Here is a 16,387-nt window from a genome sequence, read left to right on the forward strand (position 1 = left end):
GAGAACCATGACTGTCGGTGCCGTCAAGCCCAGCGTCTTCGAGGCCGGCCTTCCCACGCTGGACTATGACATCACCGCCACACCCCAGCAGATCTGTGCGCAGTTTCAGGCCGCGCAGCAGATCGCTCCCGTCGCGTTGGGCCCCGTTGGACCCGAGGTGATTTCGTACGAGCTGGCCCGGTCGGTCCTTCGCGATCCTCGGTTCGGTATTCCCAAGGGAATCCATCTCTCAGCGCACGGAATCACGTCGGGTCCGCTGTGGGACAGGGTGACGCGCAGCATCTTGAACATGGACGGCGACGAGCACCGCCGCCTGCGCGGGCTGGTGGCGAAGGCGTTCACGCCGCGGGCCACCGCGCGGATGGGACCCACCATTCACACGGTGGTCAACGAGCTCATCGACGGTGTCGCCGACGACGGCGGGTGTGAGTTCGTGGCCGCGATCGCACGGCCGTACCCGATTCCGGTGATCTGCGCGTTGCTCGGTGCGCCGCGGGAGGATTGGCAGCAGTTCTCGCGATGGGCCGAGGACATCTTCAAGATCGTCAGCTTCGACTGCGACATCGCGCAGGAAGAACCAACGATCCTCAAGGCGTGGGGTGAGTTCGACGACTACATCGACGAGATGATCGCGCGCCGACGGCACCGCCTCACCGACGACCTGCTCTCCGAACTCATCCGCGCGGAGGTCGACGGCGACCGCCTGGATGTGGGCGAACTACGCATGCTGGCGTTCAGCATCCTGGTCGCGGGCACCGACACCACCCGCAGCCAGCTGGCCGCGTCGATGCAGGTGCTCTGCGACCACCCGGACCAATGGGCGCTGCTAAAGGAGCGCCCGGACCTGGCGATGCCCGCCGTCGAGGAGACGATGCGGCATTCCCCGTCGATGTGCAGCACGGTGCGCAGCGCCATCGACGACGTCACGATCGGCGAGTACACCTTCCCCGCGGGCACGTTCATCATCGTCAACACCTATGCGGCCAACCGCGATCCCGCGGTCTACGACGACCCGACCCGCTTCGACATCACCCGCGACGACCCGCCGCCGATTCTGACCTTCGGGGGTGGAGCGCACTATTGCCTCGGCGCCAACCTGGCGCGGCGTGAACTCGCGGAAGCACTGACAATTCTCGCACGCCGGATACCGAACGTTCGGCGCGTCGGCCATGCACCGTGGAAGCCGCTACTCGGCATGAGCGGGCCGATCGCCCTGCACGTCGAGTTCGACGTCGTCGCGTGAGGCGCGCAACCAGCCGCCGGGCAGAAAGCACGCCGACACAGCGGAGATCACCGACACGGCGACGAGGTAGGCGACAATGGAATTGCTGGTGTGCGTCGCCGCGTAGAGGGCGGTCGCGATCGTGGGGGCGAACGCCGAACCGACCACCTGAGACAGCGTGTAGCCCATCGACACCCCGCTGTAGCGCACGTCGGCGTCGAAGGCGAGGCTGAACAAGGATCCGGTGACACCGGCGGCCGGGGCCATGGCGAAACCGAACACCAGCAACAGCGCGGCCAGGAACAGTGCGGGCCTACCGGTGTTGATCAACGTGAAGGCCGGCCAGATCGACAATCCCATCAGGACCACCCCGGTGACGAAGACCGGTTTGCGTCCGAGCCGGTCAGACAGCGCGCCGAACATCGGATAGGTCGCGACGGCCACCACCGCGGCGACCGATACCCCGAAAAGCGCTGCGGTGCGATCGATCCCGGCCACCGTGGTGGCGTAGGACACCAGGTACGCGACGCAGATGTAGGCGAACACTCCTTGAGACAGGTAGGCGCCCGCGACCAGCAGGATCTGCTTCCAGTGCTTGCGCACCGCCTGCGTGATTGGCATCCGAACCAGTTGGGCTCGTTGCCGAAGCGCGTCGAAGTCGGGGCTTTCGGTCACCGAAAGCCGGATCACCAGGCCGATGACGATGAGCACGGCGCTGGCCAGAAACGGCACACGCCATCCCCAGGCGAGGAACTGCGAATCGGGCAGGCCGGACACCGCGAAGAACGCAAGGGTGGCGGTCGCGGTGCCGGCAGGCGCGCCCATCTGCGGGAAGGCGCCGTAGAGGCCCTTGCGTTCGGCGCTCGCGTGCTCGACGGCCATGAGCGTCGCGCCACCCCACTCCCCGCCGACGGCGAAACCCTGCACCAACCGCAACAGCGTCAAGAGAATCGGCGCGGCCAGGCCGATGTGTCCGTAGGTCGGCAGCAAGCCCATCAACACTGTCGCGCTGCCCATCAGCAACAGCGAGTACACCAGCATCTTCTTGCGGCCCACCCGGTCACCGAAATGGCCGAACACGACGCCGCCGAGCGGACGGGCGACGAAGCCCACACCGAACGTCGCGAACGACAACAGCAGTCCCATCGCCGGTGAGGCTTCCGGGAAGAACAGTTTCGGAAACACCAGCGCGGCGGCCGTGCCGTAGATGAGGAAGTCGTAGAACTCCACCGTCGTCCCGATGAAGCTGGCGGTGGCAACCCGCATCGGGGAGGTCTGCGGTATCGAATTCGTCACCGACATGGTCTGCCGCTACCGCCGCGGTGGTCCCTGCCTGATCCGCGCGCGCGTCGCGTCCAGCGTGTTGTCTGCGGTGTAGACGTAGTCGATCCACCAGGTGGCACCCGCATCGGCGCACTGCCGAACCGTGGCGGTGTCGGACGGGCCAGCGGTCTGACCGAACGAAATGATATCGAAATTCGTTGTGGCATTCCGCTGTTGCTGAATATAGGTGCGCATGTCGTTGAGGTCGTCGGGCTCGACCTCGAGGCCGTACGGCCCGGTTGAAACCACGCCGTCCCAGCGCGCCGCGCGACGCAGCGGCTTCTTCGACGGCCACGTGGCCGCAACCCACACCGGGACTCTGGGCTTCTGCAGCGGTGGCTGAAACGCATCACATTCCACGTGGTAGTGGGTGCCCTGGTGGCTCACGGGGGCTCCGGCCCACAGCGACGTGAGCACGTCAAGCGCCTCATCGAGTTTGGCGGCCCGGCGCGTTGCGTCGCCATCGTCGCCGAACGCGGTGTAATCCGGTAGGTGTGGGTAACCCGCACCCACCCCCAGCACAATGCGCCCGCCCGAGAGGTGGTCGAGGGTGATCACCTCGCGAGCCAACTTGGTGATGTGCCGTCGCGGCACCGGGGTGACCAGCGGACCGAGCACGATGCGCTCCGTTCGCATCGCCATCGCGGTCAACGCGATCCATGGGTCGGCGGTCGGCTCTTCGAACTGAAGGTGGTCCCAGATGAAGAAGCCGTCCCAGCCGGCTTGTTCGGCGTCGAAGGCAAGCTCCGACAGGACTCGGGCGTCTCCGCAGAAGCCGAAGTTGGGTGTGTAGAAGCCGAACTTCATCGTTAGGCAGCATAATGTGAACGCAATTGCCGTGCGGGCCATATGCGTTATCTGGGGGTTGGCGCCCATAGCTGTGTCGGAGACGCACGGCCCCGCAGCAGCACCTCGTAACCCTGCGTCGTCCAATGGCGTTGCTCGTCTCGGCTGGCGCGCTGAAACACCGCGCCCGAACACAACACCCGGCCGTCGTACTCCTTGGCGAGATCGGCCAGCCGAGCCGCCTCGTTGACCGCATCGCCGACGACGGTGTACTCGTAGCGGTTCTCCGCGCCGATGTTCCCCGCGAACACCGGTCCTGCGGATACCCCGATACCGAAGTCGACTGGCAGCCTGCGCAGCTGTTGCCGCAGGGCGCGCGCGGTCGCCAGACCGGTCGTCGCCGGATCGTCGATCCGCAGCGGCGCGCCGAACACGGCGAGCGCGGCGTCGCCCTGAAACTTGTTGATCAGCCCGTGATGGGAGTCGACCTCGGCGACCACGATCCGGAAGAAGTCGTTGAGCACCTCGGCGACCTCGTGTGGTTCGCGCGACGCCGCCAACCGCGTCGACTCCACCAGATCGACGAACAGCACAGTGACGTCGCGCTCGTCGCCTGAATGCGAGTCGGTGTCGTCGAGGGCACGGCGCGCCACTTCCTCGCCGACGTGACGGCCGAACAGATCTCGCAGCCGGTCCCGTTCGCGAAGCCCGGCGACCATGGCGTTGAAACCTCGCTGCAGCCGGCCGATCTCCGACCACTCATAGACGTCGACCGTGTGGTCGATGCGTCCGCGCTCGACTTCGGCCATCGCGTCGACGACCTCTCCCACCGGGTCCGAGATCGACATCGACACCAGGATCATCGCGCGCAGCCCGAGCACGACGGCGACGAGCGCCAGCACCAACAGCGCCAGGTCGATCGAAGTGCTCTGCGCGATGATCCAGCCGCGAGACCGCATGATCAGCAACAACGCGATCGCCAAGCCCGGCAACGCCGTACAGACCGTCCACATCAGCACCAGCCGGGCACGGACACCGGGGGCTTTCAGTCCCCGTAACTCCGGATCCGGTGACACGCTGGCCAATATCGGACGCAGCGTGCGCAGCGTGAAGAGGAACCCGGTGGCCACGGTGGCGACGGCGCCGAACAGGATGGCCGATGCGATGACCACCTGCACCTCGGTTCCCGCGTCGAGGTTCAGCGGGATCAACACCGCCGCGGTGAGCACCCATGGCGCCACGGTGATCGCCGACTGACGCTGCAGTGTCTTGAGCGCCGTTTGCCGTTCGGGCTCGGTGGGCGCCCGCCCGGTGCTCAGCCAGCGCAGGGTGGGCGCGACGATGAGCACGGCACCCACGGCGGTGGTGGCCGTCCCGATGCAGATGAGCACCGCCGCGGTGACGATGTTCTCGGCGGTGGCGGCGCTTCCACCGCTGAGCGCCAAGACGATCGCGATGACCTCGGCGACCGTCAGCAGATAAGCCGACGCAAGGCCTGCCGCGTAGCGGGCGAGCAGGCGGCGTGGCCTCACAAGGTGGAAGGTATCAGTCGCTCGCGGGTAGCGGCTTGGCTTCCTTGAGAGACAACGGTGTGGTCCCCACGCTCAGCGTGCCCGCACCGGCCTTGGTGACGAGCACCTCGGCCCCGTTGTCGTCGACGTATCGCTTGCCCATCGCGTTGCCGTCCGCGAAGGCGGGGTCGAGGGTGGCGTTGGGATCCTTTTCGCCATCCAGCGGCACCATCGGTACTCCGCCGGCACGGAGATCGTCGAGGCTGTCGGCACTGCGCACCACGATCACCTGGGTGTCGCAGACCTGGCTCTGCAGCCGTGTGCCGTTCTTGATCATGTTCGGCTCCTTAGTTTTTCGCGCTTGTCCGCGAGAGTTCGTCGATCAGCTCGCGGCGCAGCACCTTGCCCGTCGCGTTGGTGGGCAGTTCGCTCCGGAAGACCACCCGGTCCGGGGTGCGGGATCCACGCAGCTGGCGTCGGACGAACTCGCGCAACTCCTCGGGATCCGGGTTCTCGCCTGAAGTATCGGTGGGCACCACCACCGCAACGATGATCTGACCCCACTCGGGATCCTCGGGCCCCACCACCACGCAGTCGCGCACCAACGGATGCTCGACGAGGACGTCTTCGATCTCGGCCGGAGCGATGTTCTCCCCGCCGCGGATGATGGTGTCGTCGGAGCGCCCGCCGATGAATAGGTAGCCGTCCTCGTCGACCATGGCGATGTCCTTGGTGGGGAACCAGCCGTCTTCGTCGAGCACCGAGCCGATCTCGGCGTAGCGGCCCGACACCTGATCGCCGCGGACGAACAACTCGCCCGTCTCGCCCGGCCCGAGCACATCGCCGGTCTCGCTGCGGATCTGCACCTCGATGCCCGGCACGGGTTGGCCGACCGAGCCGAGCCGGCGCGCGACGGCGGCGTCCGCGTCGAGGGCGGCGCGGTGGTCGTCGGGGGAGAGCACCGCGATTGTCGAGCTGGTCTCCGTGAGGCCATAGGCGTTGACGAATCCGACATTGGGAAGCAACCCAAGTGCCTTGCGCACCAACGGAAGCGCAACCTTCGAGCCACCGTAGGCCAGGTTGCGGAGGGTGGGCAGGTCGACGGGGTCGGTTTCGAGCGCCGTCACGATGCGGTCCAGCATCGTCGGCACCACCGTCGCAGTCGTGACGCCCTCGTCGCGCACCAGCCGCACCCACTCGGTCGGGTTGAATTGGCGCAGGTAGACCATCTTGCGGCCCGCGTACAGGTTCGACAGCGCAGCGCCCACGCCGGCGATGTGGTAGGGCGGCACGCAGATCAGCGCGGCGTCACCGGGTTCGGCCGACGCGAACTCCACGGTGCCGGTGACGTAGCTCGTCAGGTTATTATGTGTCAGCTCAACGGCTTTGGGCCGTGACGTCGTTCCCGAGGTGAAAAGCACGACGCCGACGTCGTCGGGATCGGGGAACGCAAGGATATCGGGGGCAGGTGCTATGGTGCGGGCGGCGGCGGCGAATTCCTCCGCGTCGATCACCTGCTTGCCCGCGCCGGCGATCACGTCGAGGTACTCACCGTCGGCCACCACCAGCGGTGCGGGCAACCGGTCGATCAGCTCGCGCAGGCCGTCGCCGCTGAGCCGGTAGTTCAGCGGCGTGAACGCGACGCCTGCTCGCGCCGAGGCGAACAGCAGCAGCGGCAACATGAAGCCGCCGGTGCCGACGTAGGCCACGTGGGATGCGCCCGACGCCGCGATCGCGCCCGCGCCACCGTCGGCGAGCGAGCTCAGTTCGGTTGTGGTCAGGCGAACTTCGTCGGAGACCACCGCCGTCCGATCGGGATCGCTCGAGGACGCCATCTCGAGCAGCAAAGAGATGCTCATTTGTCGACGAAGATATCAAGGATGGGATCGTTCCCGCCGCCGTAGGGGGACAGGTCGGTGACGCCGGCCTCGGCGAGCAGAGCGGAGTCGATGTAGCACTGACCGTTGACGTCGGCCGGCGGCCGCGACAGGATCTCGACGGCCGCATCGCCCATGATCTGCGGATCGCGCGATCGCGCCGCCAGGCTCGCGCCGTCGGCCAGGTTCGTCACCGCCGCCGTCGCGATATAGGTCTCGGGCCACAGGCAGGCGAAACCGATGGAGTCGTACTCCGCGGCCCACCCCAGCGACAACAGGGTCATCCCGTACTTCGACAGCGTGTAGGACGGGTGCGCGCCCAGCCAGTGCGGGTTCATGTTCAGCGGCGGCGCCAGGGTCACCACGTGGGCGTTGGCCGACGTGCGCAGATGCGGCAGCGCCGCCTTGGTGAGCAGAAACGTGCCCCGCACGTTGATGTCCATCATCAGGTCGAACTTCTTGGCGCTCAGCTGCTCGGTCGGTTCGGTGGCGATGGCGCTGGCGTTGTTGACGACGACGTCGACGCCGCCGAAGCGCTCGACGGCGGTGTCCACCGCGCGTTGCACGTCTTCTTCCTTGCGCACGTCGCCCACCACGGCGACGCCCTTGCCGCCCGCCGCCTCCACCTCGGCGACAGCGGTGTGCACGGTGCCGGGCAGTTTGGGATGGGGTTCGGCCGTCTTGGCCAGCAACACCACGTTGGCGCCGCGTTTGGCCGCGGCGGTCGCGATCGCCAAACCGATGCCGCGACTGCCGCCGGACACGACGAGCGTGCGGTCAGAGAGGGTGGACATGGACCTCCTCGGGATGGCCGCCTCGATGCTACGCGACGGGCTAACCCGGCGGTAGTGACGTTCTCATTTTACGCAAGTGCCATAACCGCTGTGTACGGGGTCGGCACTGCTCGCGGAACCCTGGACTGTCGGCCCCACTCCGTGCGTGTTTGCAGTGTTCGGTATTGGCATTCTCATTTTTTGCAAGTACGTTATCCAGTGATGAGCGAGCCAGTACAGACCCCGTCGGGGATCCCGCTCCAACCCGTCTACGGACCCGACGACCGGGCGGCCGACCCGCCTGCGCCGGGTACCTACCCGTTCACCCGCGGCAACTTCGCGAGCGGCTACCGCGGCAAGACATGGACGTTTCGGCAGTACTCGGGGTTCGGCACGGCTGAGGAGTCCAACCGCCGCTACCGCTATCTGCTCGAGCAGGGCGGCACCGGGCTCTCGGTGGCGTTGGACCTGCCGACCCAGTGCGGCTACGACTCCGATGACCCGGAGTACGGCGAGGAGGTCGGTCGCGTCGGTGTCGCCGTCGACACGCTGGCCGACGCCGAGATCCTGTTCGACGGCATCCCCCTGGACCAGATCAGCACGAGCTTCACCATCAACGGCACGGCCGCGATCCTGTTGGCGTTCTACGTCGCCGCCGCGGAGAAGAGCGGTGTGCCGCGCGAGAAGCTCACCGGCACCATCCAGAACGACATCCTCAAGGAGTACGCCTCGCGCGGCACTTGGATCTGGCCGCCGGAGCCGTCGTTGCGCCTGATCGCCGACACCATCGAGTTCTGCGCCGCCGAGGTGCCCAGATTCAACGCGATCTCGGTGGCCGGAGCGCACTTCCGCGACGCGGGCGCAAACGCCGTGCAGGAAATGGCGTTCACGCTCGCCGACGGGGTGACGTACTGCGACACGGTGATCGAGCGCGGTCGGATGACGATCGACAAGTTCGCACCCCAGGTTTCGTTCTTCTTCTACACCCACGGCGACTTCTTCGAGGAGATCGCCAAATACCGTGCCGGTCGGCGGCGTTGGGCCACCATCGTGCGCGAACGCTACGGCGCCACCACCGACAAGGCCTCGATGTTCCGCTTCGGCTGTGTGTCGGGCGGAGCTTCGCTGTACGCGCCGCAGGCAAGGAACAACCTGGTGCGGGTCGCCTACGAGGCGATGGCGTCGGTGCTGGGCGGCGTGCAGTCGATGTTCACCGCGGCATGGGATGAGCCGTTCGCGCTGCCCAGCGAGGAGTCGGCGACGCTGGCGCTGCGCACCCAGCAGATCCTCGCCTACGAGACCGGGGTGACCAAGGTGGCAGACCCGCTGGGCGGGTCCTACTTCGTCGAGGCACTCACCGACGCCACCGAGGAGAAGATCATCGAGATCATGCACGATCTCGAACAGCACGGCGGCATGGTGCGCTGCATCGAGGACGGCTATCTGCAGGGCCTGATCGCCGACGAGGCGTTCAAGCTGCACCAGGAGATCGAGTCCGGCGTGCGCCCCGTCGTCGGTGTCAACAAGTTCGTCACCGACGAACCGCCCCCGGAGATCGCCACCTACGAGCTCGACGCGGAGGGACGTGATCTCCAACTCAAACGGCTGAGCCAGGTGAAGGCGGACCGCAGTGACGTGGCGGTGAAGCAGGCCCTTGCCGCGCTTGCCAAATCGGCGGAAGGTGACGACAACCTGATGCACAAGCTGATCGACTGCGCCAACGCCTATTGCACCGTCGGCGAGATGGTGTCCACGCTCAAGTCGGTGTGGGGCGAGTTCCAGCAGCCGGTGGTGTTCTGATGGCCTCGGCTTCGGACAGCCCGGTGCGGGTGTTGGTCGCCAAACCCGGCCTGGACGGCCACGACCGCGGCGCCAAGATCGTCGCCCGCACGCTCCGCGATGCCGGGTTCGAGGTGATCTACACCGGGATCCGGCAGCGCATCGAGGACATCGTGTCGATCGCCCTGCAGGAAGACGTTGCGCTGGTTGGGTTGTCGATTCTCTCGGGCGCGCACGTCGCGTTGACCACCCGCACCATCGACGCGTTGCGTGCCGCGGATGCCGGTGACATCGCGGTCGTCGTCGGCGGCACCATTCCGCAGGGCGACGTGCCCAAGCTGCTCGACGCTGGTGCGGCCGCGGTCTTTCCCACCGGGACACCGCTGGACACGCTGGTCGACGAGGTGCGCAAACTGACGTCCCCCTTGCGCGAGGAGACGTGAAAACCCCTCGAAGTCGGCATTTTCGGGGGTTTTCACGATCCCCAGCTCTCGCGTGGGCCCAGCTCGCCGGGGGTGTTACATCACAACGCGATCGGGAGAGGGCCAAATGCGGCTGGGCGTGATGATCGGGGCCGAACGCGGCGACATGGCGCGCAAGGTCAAGAAGCTGCTCGACGACATCGAGTGGGCCGAGGCCGCCGGGATGGACACGGCATGGATGCCGCAGGTGCCCAACGATTTCGACTGCCTGACCATGGTCACCCTGATGGGTACCCGCACGTCGCGCATCGAACTGGGCACCGCCGTCGTTCCGCTGCAGGCTCAGCATCCCATCGCGCTGGCCCGCCAGGCGCTGTCGGTGCACGCCGGTACCGGCGGACGGCTGGCGTTGGGTGTCGGCCCGTCGCACCACTGGATCGTGCGCGACATGCTGGGCATTCCGTACGAGCGGCCGGCCGCCTATACCCGCGACTACCTCGAGGTGCTCAACGCGGCGCTGGCCGGGCCGGGTGACGTCGACGTCGAGAACGACACGTTCACCGTGCACAACCCCACGGTCCTCGGCGCCGCGTCACCGATGCCGGTGCTGGTGGCCGCGCTCGGACCGGTGATGCTGCGGATCGCCGGTGAACACGCCGACGGCACCGTGCTGTGGATGGCCGACGAAAAGGCCATCGGCGAGCACATCGCGCCGAAGATCAACAAGGCGGCCGCGGAGGCCGGCCGCCCCGCTCCGCGTATCGTCGCCGGCATTCCGGTGTGCCTGTGCGCGAACTCGGAGATCGACGCGGCCAAAGAGCGCGCCAATCGGATTCTCGCCGAAGCGGAAACGTCCCCGAACTATCAGCGACTGCTCGACCGCGGTGAGGCACGCAACGTCGGCGACCTCTGCGCGGCGGGCGACGAAGACGCCATCCTCGCGCGGTTCAAGAAGTTCGCCGACGCCGGGGTCACCGACCTGTCGGTGCGGCTGCTGCCCATCGGCGACAACCGCGACGAGCTGGTTGCCTCCAAATACCGGACACGTGAAGTCATCGCCGAGCTCGCCAAGGCGGTGCGGTGACACCTCCGCTGGACCCTGTTAGCGGCCCGCCGCTGGCTGGCATCCGCATTCTCGAGGTCGGGGTCATGCTGGCCGGGCCGTACGCGACGATGCTGCTGGCCGACCTCGGCGCGGAAGTGATCAAGATCGAGCCGCCCGGCGGTGAGATCTCGCGCCAGGTGTCCGACAGCTACTTCGCCAGTCTGAACCGCAACAAACAAAGCGTCGTACTGGATCTACGCTCGGACTCCGGACGCGAGCGGTTGGGGGAGCTGGTCGCGAGTTCGCATGCGCTGCTGGTGAATATGAAACCGTCGGCGATCAAACGGCTGGGCCTGACCTACGAGTCGTTGCGGCGGTTCAACGAGCGGATCGTGTGTGTGGCGATGACGGGCTTCGGTCTGGAAGGCGGCGACGACCCGGCGTTCGACTACGTCATCCAGGCGGCCACCGGGGTCGCGATGATGACGGGCGACCCGGCCGGCCCGCCGACGCTGCCCGGCTATTCGTCGGCGGACAATTCCACCGGGCTGGCCGCGGCGCTGGGCCTGCTGGCGCAGATCGTGTCGGGTCGCGGCGGCCAGGTGGACGTGTCGCTGCGCGATGTGATGCTGTCGCAGTTGAACTACCGCGCGTCGGCCTATCTCAACGACGGTGCGCCACCACTGCGCTATCCGATGGGTGCACATTCGTATTACGTTCCGGCGCAACTGTTCCAGACCGCCGACGGCTACCTGGCGCTGTTCATCACCCACGACGCGTTCTGGCAGTCCTTCTGCGCGGAGGCCGGCATCGAGGGATTTCCGACCATGGCCGAGCGCGCGGCCAAACGTGACGAGGTGCTGGCGGTCGTGTCGGCTGCCTTGGCCACCGACACCGCCACCGGATGGGAGGCGCGGTTGCGGCCCCTCGGCATTCCGGTGGCAGCGGTGCGCACGCTCCCCGAAGCGCTGGAGGCGACACCGGAGGCGGTCGTCACGGCCGGAGACTTCCGATTGGTGGGCAGCCCCATTCGAATCGGCGGCTACGAACCGGACTACCGGCCACCGCCACGGGTCGACGAGCACGGCAGCACGGGGCCGCTGGCGGCTCACTCGTCGTAGCTGACGCTTACCGACGGAGTCTCGGGAACGGCTTGGCAGGTCAGAATGTATCCCTCTTCGACCTCATCGGGTTCCAGCGCGTCATTCGCCCGCATGGTGGCGCGGCCCGCGAGCAACTTGCCCATGCAGGTGCCGCAGTTGCCCGCCTCGCACGAGAACGGTGGCGAGAGGCCGGCGCGGCGCGCGCTCTCCAAGAGGGTTTCGTTCGCCATCCGCGGCACCGAGACCTTCTTGCGCTCGAGGACGATCGTCACCTGTCCGTCGCCGTCGTCGGCGGGTGGGACAGGCATCGGATCTGCCGTCATCGAACCTCTCCTGGCACATGGATTCTAACTGGACGAGAATAGCATTCTCGTTAAATGATACGCTATTCTCCAAACATCGTAGAACTCGGAAGCGGCCAGTGAGGACAGGGTGTGAGTGAGGCGACCGCGCTCGTTTTCGAGGAGCGCGAGTACACCCTGCCGCAACTCGACGAGCTGGCCGCCGGACTGGCACGCACGCTGGAACGTCGCGGGGTTACGGCGGGCCAGCGCGTCGCGCTGATGTCGTCGAACCGGCCCGAGTTCGTCGTCGCGTTGCGCGCCATCTGGGGGCTCGGCGCCGCGGCCGTTCTGCTCAGCCCGGCATGGCGGCGCACGGAGGTCGAACATGCGCTGGCACTGACGACGCCGTCGCACGCCGTCGGCGACCATCCGGTGCTCGACGAGTTGATGCCGATGCTGCACCTGGATGAGCCGCTGACCCCGGAGCGGCATGCGCTTCCGCCGCCCGACCCCGATGCCGACGCGTTGTTCGTGTTCAGTTCAGGCACCACGGGGATGCCCAAGGCGGTGCGCCACACCCATCGCGGCTTCGCCGTCGCGGTGCGGCACTGGCGCGATGCCCTCGGGCTGTCGCCGGCCGACCGGATGCAGATCATGACGCCGCCGTCGCACATTCTGGGCCTTCTGAACATCGTGATGGCGCTGGAGACCGGGGCGTGGATCAGGCTGCACCGCCGATTCGACATCGATGCGATGCTGCAGCACATCGAAACCGACCGAATCACCATCGAGATGGCTGTCGCGCCGATCGCGCTGGCGCTGGCGGGCCATCCGAAGCTCGAGTCCTACGACCTGTCGTCGCTGCGCTACATCATGTGGTGCGCGACACCGGTCACCCGGAGCGTCGCCGAAACCGTCACCGACAGGGTCGGGGTGAACTGGGTCACCGCCTACGGCACCAGCGAATTACCGGTGATTTCATGCAACTCGCTGCACGGGGCGCGACTGGACACCGTGGGCCGGCCGGTTCCCGGGGTGAGCGTGCGCATCGTGTCGCTGGAGGACGGCGCGGTGCTGCCCCCCGATGGGGCGGGGGAGATTCAGGTCAGGGCCGACTCGGTGATGGGTGGTTACCTGCCGGACTCGGCGACGGCGCAGGCGTTCGCGGACGGCTGGTACCGCACCGGCGACGTCGGCTACCTCGACGACGACGGCTGGTTGCGCATCACCGATCGGGCCAAGGAGATGATCAAGGTCCGCGGCTTTCAGATCGCCCCCGCCGAGATCGAGGCGGTCCTGCACGGGCACCCCGGCGTGACGGACTGCGCGGTGTTCGCCGTCCCGCATCCCGTGGACGGCGAAGCAGTGGTCGCCGCGGTCGCGACCCGGGACGAGCTCGACACCCAGGAGCTGTGCGACCTTGTCGGCGAACGGCTGGCGTCCTACAAGCGGCTGAGCCGGGTGGTGGTCGTTCCGGAGATTCCCCGCTTACCTTCCGGGAAGGTATTGCGCCGAGTGCTGAAGGAGCAGCATGGATGTTCGACTGACGGCTGAACAGCAGCAGCTGCGAGAGGCCGCGGCCAAACTCGCCGACGACCTCGGTCCTGGCTCGGTGGCCGAACTCGAAGACGCGGACCGGCTTGCCCGGCTGGAGAAAGCGGTGGACGCCACCGGCTTTCGCGCGCTGCGTTCCGACGGCGGCTCCGGTGTCGAGGTGGCGATCGTCGCGGAGGAGTTCGCCCGCGGGCTCGTCGATGTGCCGTTCGCCGGGCCGGTGCTGGCCGATGACCTCAGCCGCCGACTCGGCCGCGAATACACGCCGATCGCCGCGCCGCCGGACGGCGTCGATCTGACGAAAGCGCTTGCGGGGGTGGTGGAGTCACCCGTCGAGCTTCGGGAATTGAGCGACGACGACGCCACCCGGTGGCGCGCGTTGGCGCTCACCGTGACCTGTGCGGACCTGGTGGGTGCCGCGCGCGGAACGCAGAACCTGGCGGTGGAATACGCCAAGGTCCGCGAGCAGTACGGCGCGACGATCGGGTCGTATCAGGCAGTGGGGCACATGCTGGCCGAAGGGCTCGCGCTCATCGAGGGCTCGATCAGCGTGCTGCGCCACGCGGCATGGGCGGTCGACGAGTTGCCCGCCGCCGCGGCGGTCGAGGCTGCCCGGGTTGCCAAGATCTATTGTGCGCGTGCGGCGCTGACGGTCTGCGAGACGTCCATCCAGGTGCATGGCGGCATCGGCAACACCTGGGAATGCCTTGCGCACGTGTACCTGCGGCGGGTGCTGACCGCCACCGAGACATGGCCCGTCAAGTTGGAGGAGCTGTCCATTGGACTTTCGTGATTCGCCGGAGGAGGCCGCGTTCCGCGCCCGGTTGCGCGACTGGCTGACCGAGCACAAGGGCAAGTTCCCGACGTCGGGGGACGAGTACTGGGCCGCTCAAGGCGCCTGGCATCAGGCGTTGTACGAGGCCGGGTTCTTCGGCACGTCATGGCCGAAGAAATACGGCGGACAGGATCTTCCGCCGGTGTACGACGTGATCGTGGACGAGGAGATCGCGAAGGCCGGGGCACCGGCCCGGCCGAGCCTGGGCTATCTGGTCGTCGGGCTGTCGCACCACGGCAGCGAGGAGTTGCGGCAGCGCTTCCTGCCCGGGATGATCAACGGCACCGAGCGGTGGTGTCAGGGCTTCTCGGAGCCCGGCGCGGGTTCCGACCTGGCGTCGCTGACCACCACCGCGACCCGCGAGGGCGACGAGTACGTCATCTCCGGCCACAAGATCTGGACCAGCTATTCCGATGTGGCCGACTGGTGTCTGCTGCTGGCCCGCACGGACAAGGACGTCCCCAAGCATAAGGGCATTTCGGCGTTCATCGTCTCCATGCATCAGCCGGGCATCGAGCAGCGGCCGTTGAAGATGATCAGCGGTGTCACCAAGGAGTTCGGCCAGGTGTCATTCGACGGCGCGCGGGTGCCGGCCGGCCAGATGGTGGGCCGGCCCGGTGAAGGTTGGAAGTTGGCGATGACCGTCGTCAGCCATGAGCGGGAGCCGTCGACGCTGGGCTTTTCGGCCCGGTATGGAAAGCTGGTGCGACAGCTGGCTTCTCAGGTAGAAGGCGTGACACCGCAGGAGCTGTCGTGGGCGTGGGTGCAGACCGAGATGCTGCGGTTGCACGTACGCAGGCGGTTGTCGGAGCAGCTCGACGGCATCACCCACGGCCCACAGGGCTCGCTCGACAAGCTGCTCATGACGTGGGTCGAGCAGTCCGTCGGACACGCGGCGCTGGCGACGGTCGGGACCAGCGACCCGGAGTTGTTTGGCGCCTACATGTACAGTCGCGCACAAAGTGTCATGGGCGGCACGTCACAGATTCAGAAGAACATCATCGCCTCACGGATTCTCGGGTTAGGAGCCTGATTTGTACGACCTGCCACCGGAAATCGACGTTCAAGCCGACGGCGCACTGCGCATCATCACGCTGAACCGGCCCGATGACCTGAACGCGGTCAACGACGCCCTGCACGTCGGGCTGGCGCGGCTCTGGGACGCGCTCAACGAGGACGCCGACGCGCGCGCGGCGGTGATCACCGGTGCCGGAAGGGCATTCTCGGCGGGTGGTGACTTCAATTACCTCGACGAGTTGCGCAACGACGAAGCGTTGCGCCAGAAGACGATCAAGCACGGTCGCGACATCGTGATCGGGATGGTGCGCTGTCGTATTCCGGTGGTCGCCGCGGTCAACGGCCCGGCCGTCGGACTGGGCTGCAGCCTCGCGGCGCTTTCGGATGTCGTCTACATCGCCGAACACGCGTTCTTCGCCGACCCGCACGTCACTATCGGGCTGGTCGCGGCCGACGGTGGTCCGCTGGTGTGGGGTTCACAGATCAGCCTGCTGCAGGCCAAGGAGTTCGCGCTCACCGGTGTGCGGATCAAGGCCCAGCGCGCTGTCGAACTCGGACTGGCCAACCATGTGGTCGAGGACCCGCTGGCCGAGGCCATCGCGTGCGCCAAGAAGCTCATCGAGCTTCCGCAGCAAGCCGTGGAGGCGACAAAGCGCCTGATGAACCTGCAGCTGGAGAAGGCTGTGCTGGCATCGCTGGATTACGCGAACCTCGCAGAATACGTGTCGTTCGGTACCGCCGATTTCAACAAGATCGTCGACGGGCTGATCGACAAGAAATAAGCGTGCTCGCGGACCGCCGAGATAGCGGCCATGGCTGCTGTGCAGTGAAAGCCGCGACCGGGAACGCTATTTCG

Annotated in this window: 16 protein-coding genes; 9 read left to right on the forward strand and 7 right to left on the reverse strand. The window is 67.0% G+C overall.

What is annotated here, in order from left to right; genetic code table 11:
* Positions 1-7 precede the first annotated feature (7 nt).
* Positions 8-1,243, forward strand: a complete 1,236-nt coding sequence (locus G6N28_RS18960) for a cytochrome P450 (protein WP_163902933.1) — start codon at positions 8-10, stop codon at positions 1,241-1,243.
* Here G6N28_RS18960 and G6N28_RS18965 read toward each other — a convergent pair.
* The 6 genes from G6N28_RS18965 to G6N28_RS18990 are packed head-to-tail and all read right to left on the reverse strand — an operon-like array spanning position 1,187 to position 7,513.
* The gene (locus G6N28_RS18965; protein ID WP_235674630.1) at positions 1,187-2,524 is read right to left on the reverse strand and encodes an MFS transporter; all 1,338 of its coding nucleotides are present in this window, start codon (positions 2,522-2,524) and stop codon (positions 1,187-1,189) included. The genes G6N28_RS18960 and G6N28_RS18965 overlap by 57 nt on opposite strands.
* A 9-nt stretch (positions 2,525-2,533) precedes the next feature.
* Positions 2,534-3,352, reverse strand: coding sequence for an LLM class flavin-dependent oxidoreductase (locus G6N28_RS18970; protein ID WP_163902935.1), 819 nt, complete (start codon positions 3,350-3,352; stop codon positions 2,534-2,536).
* Between the two features lie 47 nt (positions 3,353-3,399).
* Complete coding sequence (locus tag G6N28_RS18975) at positions 3,400-4,863, reverse strand: adenylate/guanylate cyclase domain-containing protein (protein ID WP_163902937.1); 1,464 nt, start codon at positions 4,861-4,863, stop codon at positions 3,400-3,402.
* A gap of 13 nt (positions 4,864-4,876) precedes the next feature.
* Positions 4,877-5,179: a hypothetical protein gene (locus G6N28_RS18980; protein WP_046750207.1), complete on the reverse strand. Its 303-nt coding sequence runs from the start codon at positions 5,177-5,179 to the stop codon at positions 4,877-4,879.
* A 10-nt stretch (positions 5,180-5,189) separates the two neighbouring features.
* The gene (locus G6N28_RS18985) at positions 5,190-6,701 is read right to left on the reverse strand and encodes a class I adenylate-forming enzyme family protein (protein WP_163902939.1); all 1,512 of its coding nucleotides are present in this window, start codon (positions 6,699-6,701) and stop codon (positions 5,190-5,192) included.
* Positions 6,698-7,513 carry an SDR family oxidoreductase gene (locus G6N28_RS18990; RefSeq protein ID WP_163902941.1) on the reverse strand — a complete coding sequence of 272 codons (816 nt, stop codon included), beginning with the start codon at positions 7,511-7,513 and terminating at the stop codon, positions 6,698-6,700. The genes G6N28_RS18985 and G6N28_RS18990 overlap by 4 nt, the downstream gene beginning before the upstream one ends.
* A gap of 201 nt (positions 7,514-7,714) precedes the next feature.
* Here G6N28_RS18990 and G6N28_RS18995 point away from each other — a divergent pair, with 201 nt between their 5' ends.
* The 4 genes from G6N28_RS18995 to G6N28_RS19010 all read left to right on the forward strand — a co-directional run bounded on the left by G6N28_RS18995 (position 7,715) and on the right by G6N28_RS19010 (position 11,859).
* Positions 7,715-9,292, forward strand: a complete 1,578-nt coding sequence (locus G6N28_RS18995; protein ID WP_163902943.1) for a methylmalonyl-CoA mutase family protein — start codon at positions 7,715-7,717, stop codon at positions 9,290-9,292.
* Entirely contained in the window at positions 9,292-9,714 is a 423-nt protein-coding gene (locus G6N28_RS19000; RefSeq protein ID WP_163902945.1) for a cobalamin B12-binding domain-containing protein, read from the forward strand. Before G6N28_RS18995 ends, G6N28_RS19000 begins: the two co-directional genes overlap by 1 nt.
* A gap of 106 nt (positions 9,715-9,820) precedes the next feature.
* Positions 9,821-10,777 (forward strand): LLM class F420-dependent oxidoreductase, encoded by a 957-nt coding sequence (locus G6N28_RS19005; RefSeq protein ID WP_163902947.1) that lies wholly within the window; start codon positions 9,821-9,823, stop codon positions 10,775-10,777.
* The gene (locus tag G6N28_RS19010; RefSeq protein WP_407664977.1) at positions 10,774-11,859 is read left to right on the forward strand and encodes a CaiB/BaiF CoA transferase family protein; all 1,086 of its coding nucleotides are present in this window, start codon (positions 10,774-10,776) and stop codon (positions 11,857-11,859) included. The genes G6N28_RS19005 and G6N28_RS19010 overlap by 4 nt, the downstream gene beginning before the upstream one ends.
* On the opposite strand, the gene G6N28_RS19015 is transcribed toward G6N28_RS19010, so the two are convergent.
* On the reverse strand, positions 11,847-12,164 hold the full coding sequence (locus tag G6N28_RS19015; RefSeq protein WP_163902949.1) for a 2Fe-2S iron-sulfur cluster-binding protein: 318 nt from the start codon (positions 12,162-12,164) through the stop codon (positions 11,847-11,849). The genes G6N28_RS19010 and G6N28_RS19015 overlap by 13 nt on opposite strands.
* 111 nt (positions 12,165-12,275) lie before the next feature.
* Here G6N28_RS19015 and G6N28_RS19020 point away from each other — a divergent pair, with 111 nt between their 5' ends.
* Genes G6N28_RS19020 through G6N28_RS19035 form a run of 4 tightly spaced genes read left to right on the forward strand, consistent with a single transcriptional unit; the run spans position 12,276 to position 16,313 of the window.
* Positions 12,276-13,679: a class I adenylate-forming enzyme family protein gene (locus tag G6N28_RS19020; protein ID WP_163902952.1), complete on the forward strand. Its 1,404-nt coding sequence runs from the start codon at positions 12,276-12,278 to the stop codon at positions 13,677-13,679.
* The gene (locus G6N28_RS19025; protein ID WP_163902954.1) at positions 13,657-14,472 is read left to right on the forward strand and encodes an acyl-CoA dehydrogenase family protein; all 816 of its coding nucleotides are present in this window, start codon (positions 13,657-13,659) and stop codon (positions 14,470-14,472) included. Before G6N28_RS19020 ends, G6N28_RS19025 begins: the two co-directional genes overlap by 23 nt.
* Entirely contained in the window at positions 14,459-15,547 is a 1,089-nt protein-coding gene (locus G6N28_RS19030) for an acyl-CoA dehydrogenase family protein (protein WP_163902956.1), read from the forward strand. The genes G6N28_RS19025 and G6N28_RS19030 overlap by 14 nt, the downstream gene beginning before the upstream one ends.
* A gap of 1 nt (position 15,548) precedes the next feature.
* Entirely contained in the window at positions 15,549-16,313 is a 765-nt protein-coding gene (locus G6N28_RS19035; RefSeq protein ID WP_163902958.1) for an enoyl-CoA hydratase/isomerase family protein, read from the forward strand.
* The last annotated feature ends 74 nt before the right edge of the window (positions 16,314-16,387 follow it).

This window comes from Mycolicibacterium pulveris (assembly GCF_010725725.1).
Classification (GTDB): Bacteria; Actinomycetota; Actinomycetes; order Mycobacteriales; family Mycobacteriaceae; genus Mycobacterium; species Mycobacterium pulveris.

What these genes read in the sequence shown, in the direction of transcription:
- G6N28_RS18965 (WP_235674630.1), bottom strand. Translation starts at nt 2,524, where the DNA reads ATGTCGGTGACGAATTCGATACCGCAGACCTCCCCGATGCGGGTTGCC.
- G6N28_RS18970 (WP_163902935.1), bottom strand. Translation starts at nt 3,352, where the DNA reads ATGAAGTTCGGCTTCTACACACCCAACTTCGGCTTCTGCGGAGACGCC.
- G6N28_RS19000 (WP_163902945.1), top strand. Translation starts at nt 9,292, where the DNA reads ATGGCCTCGGCTTCGGACAGCCCGGTGCGGGTGTTGGTCGCCAAACCC.
- G6N28_RS18990 (WP_163902941.1), bottom strand. Translation starts at nt 7,513, where the DNA reads ATGTCCACCCTCTCTGACCGCACGCTCGTCGTGTCCGGCGGCAGTCGC.
- G6N28_RS18995 (WP_163902943.1), top strand. Translation starts at nt 7,715, where the DNA reads ATGAGCGAGCCAGTACAGACCCCGTCGGGGATCCCGCTCCAACCCGTC.
- G6N28_RS18980 (WP_046750207.1), bottom strand. Translation starts at nt 5,179, where the DNA reads ATGATCAAGAACGGCACACGGCTGCAGAGCCAGGTCTGCGACACCCAG.
- G6N28_RS19005 (WP_163902947.1), top strand. Translation starts at nt 9,821, where the DNA reads ATGCGGCTGGGCGTGATGATCGGGGCCGAACGCGGCGACATGGCGCGC.
- G6N28_RS18985 (WP_163902939.1), bottom strand. Translation starts at nt 6,701, where the DNA reads ATGAGCATCTCTTTGCTGCTCGAGATGGCGTCCTCGAGCGATCCCGAT.
- G6N28_RS18960 (WP_163902933.1), top strand. Translation starts at nt 8, where the DNA reads ATGACTGTCGGTGCCGTCAAGCCCAGCGTCTTCGAGGCCGGCCTTCCC.
- G6N28_RS19025 (WP_163902954.1), top strand. Translation starts at nt 13,657, where the DNA reads ATGGATGTTCGACTGACGGCTGAACAGCAGCAGCTGCGAGAGGCCGCG.
- G6N28_RS19015 (WP_163902949.1), bottom strand. Translation starts at nt 12,164, where the DNA reads ATGACGGCAGATCCGATGCCTGTCCCACCCGCCGACGACGGCGACGGA.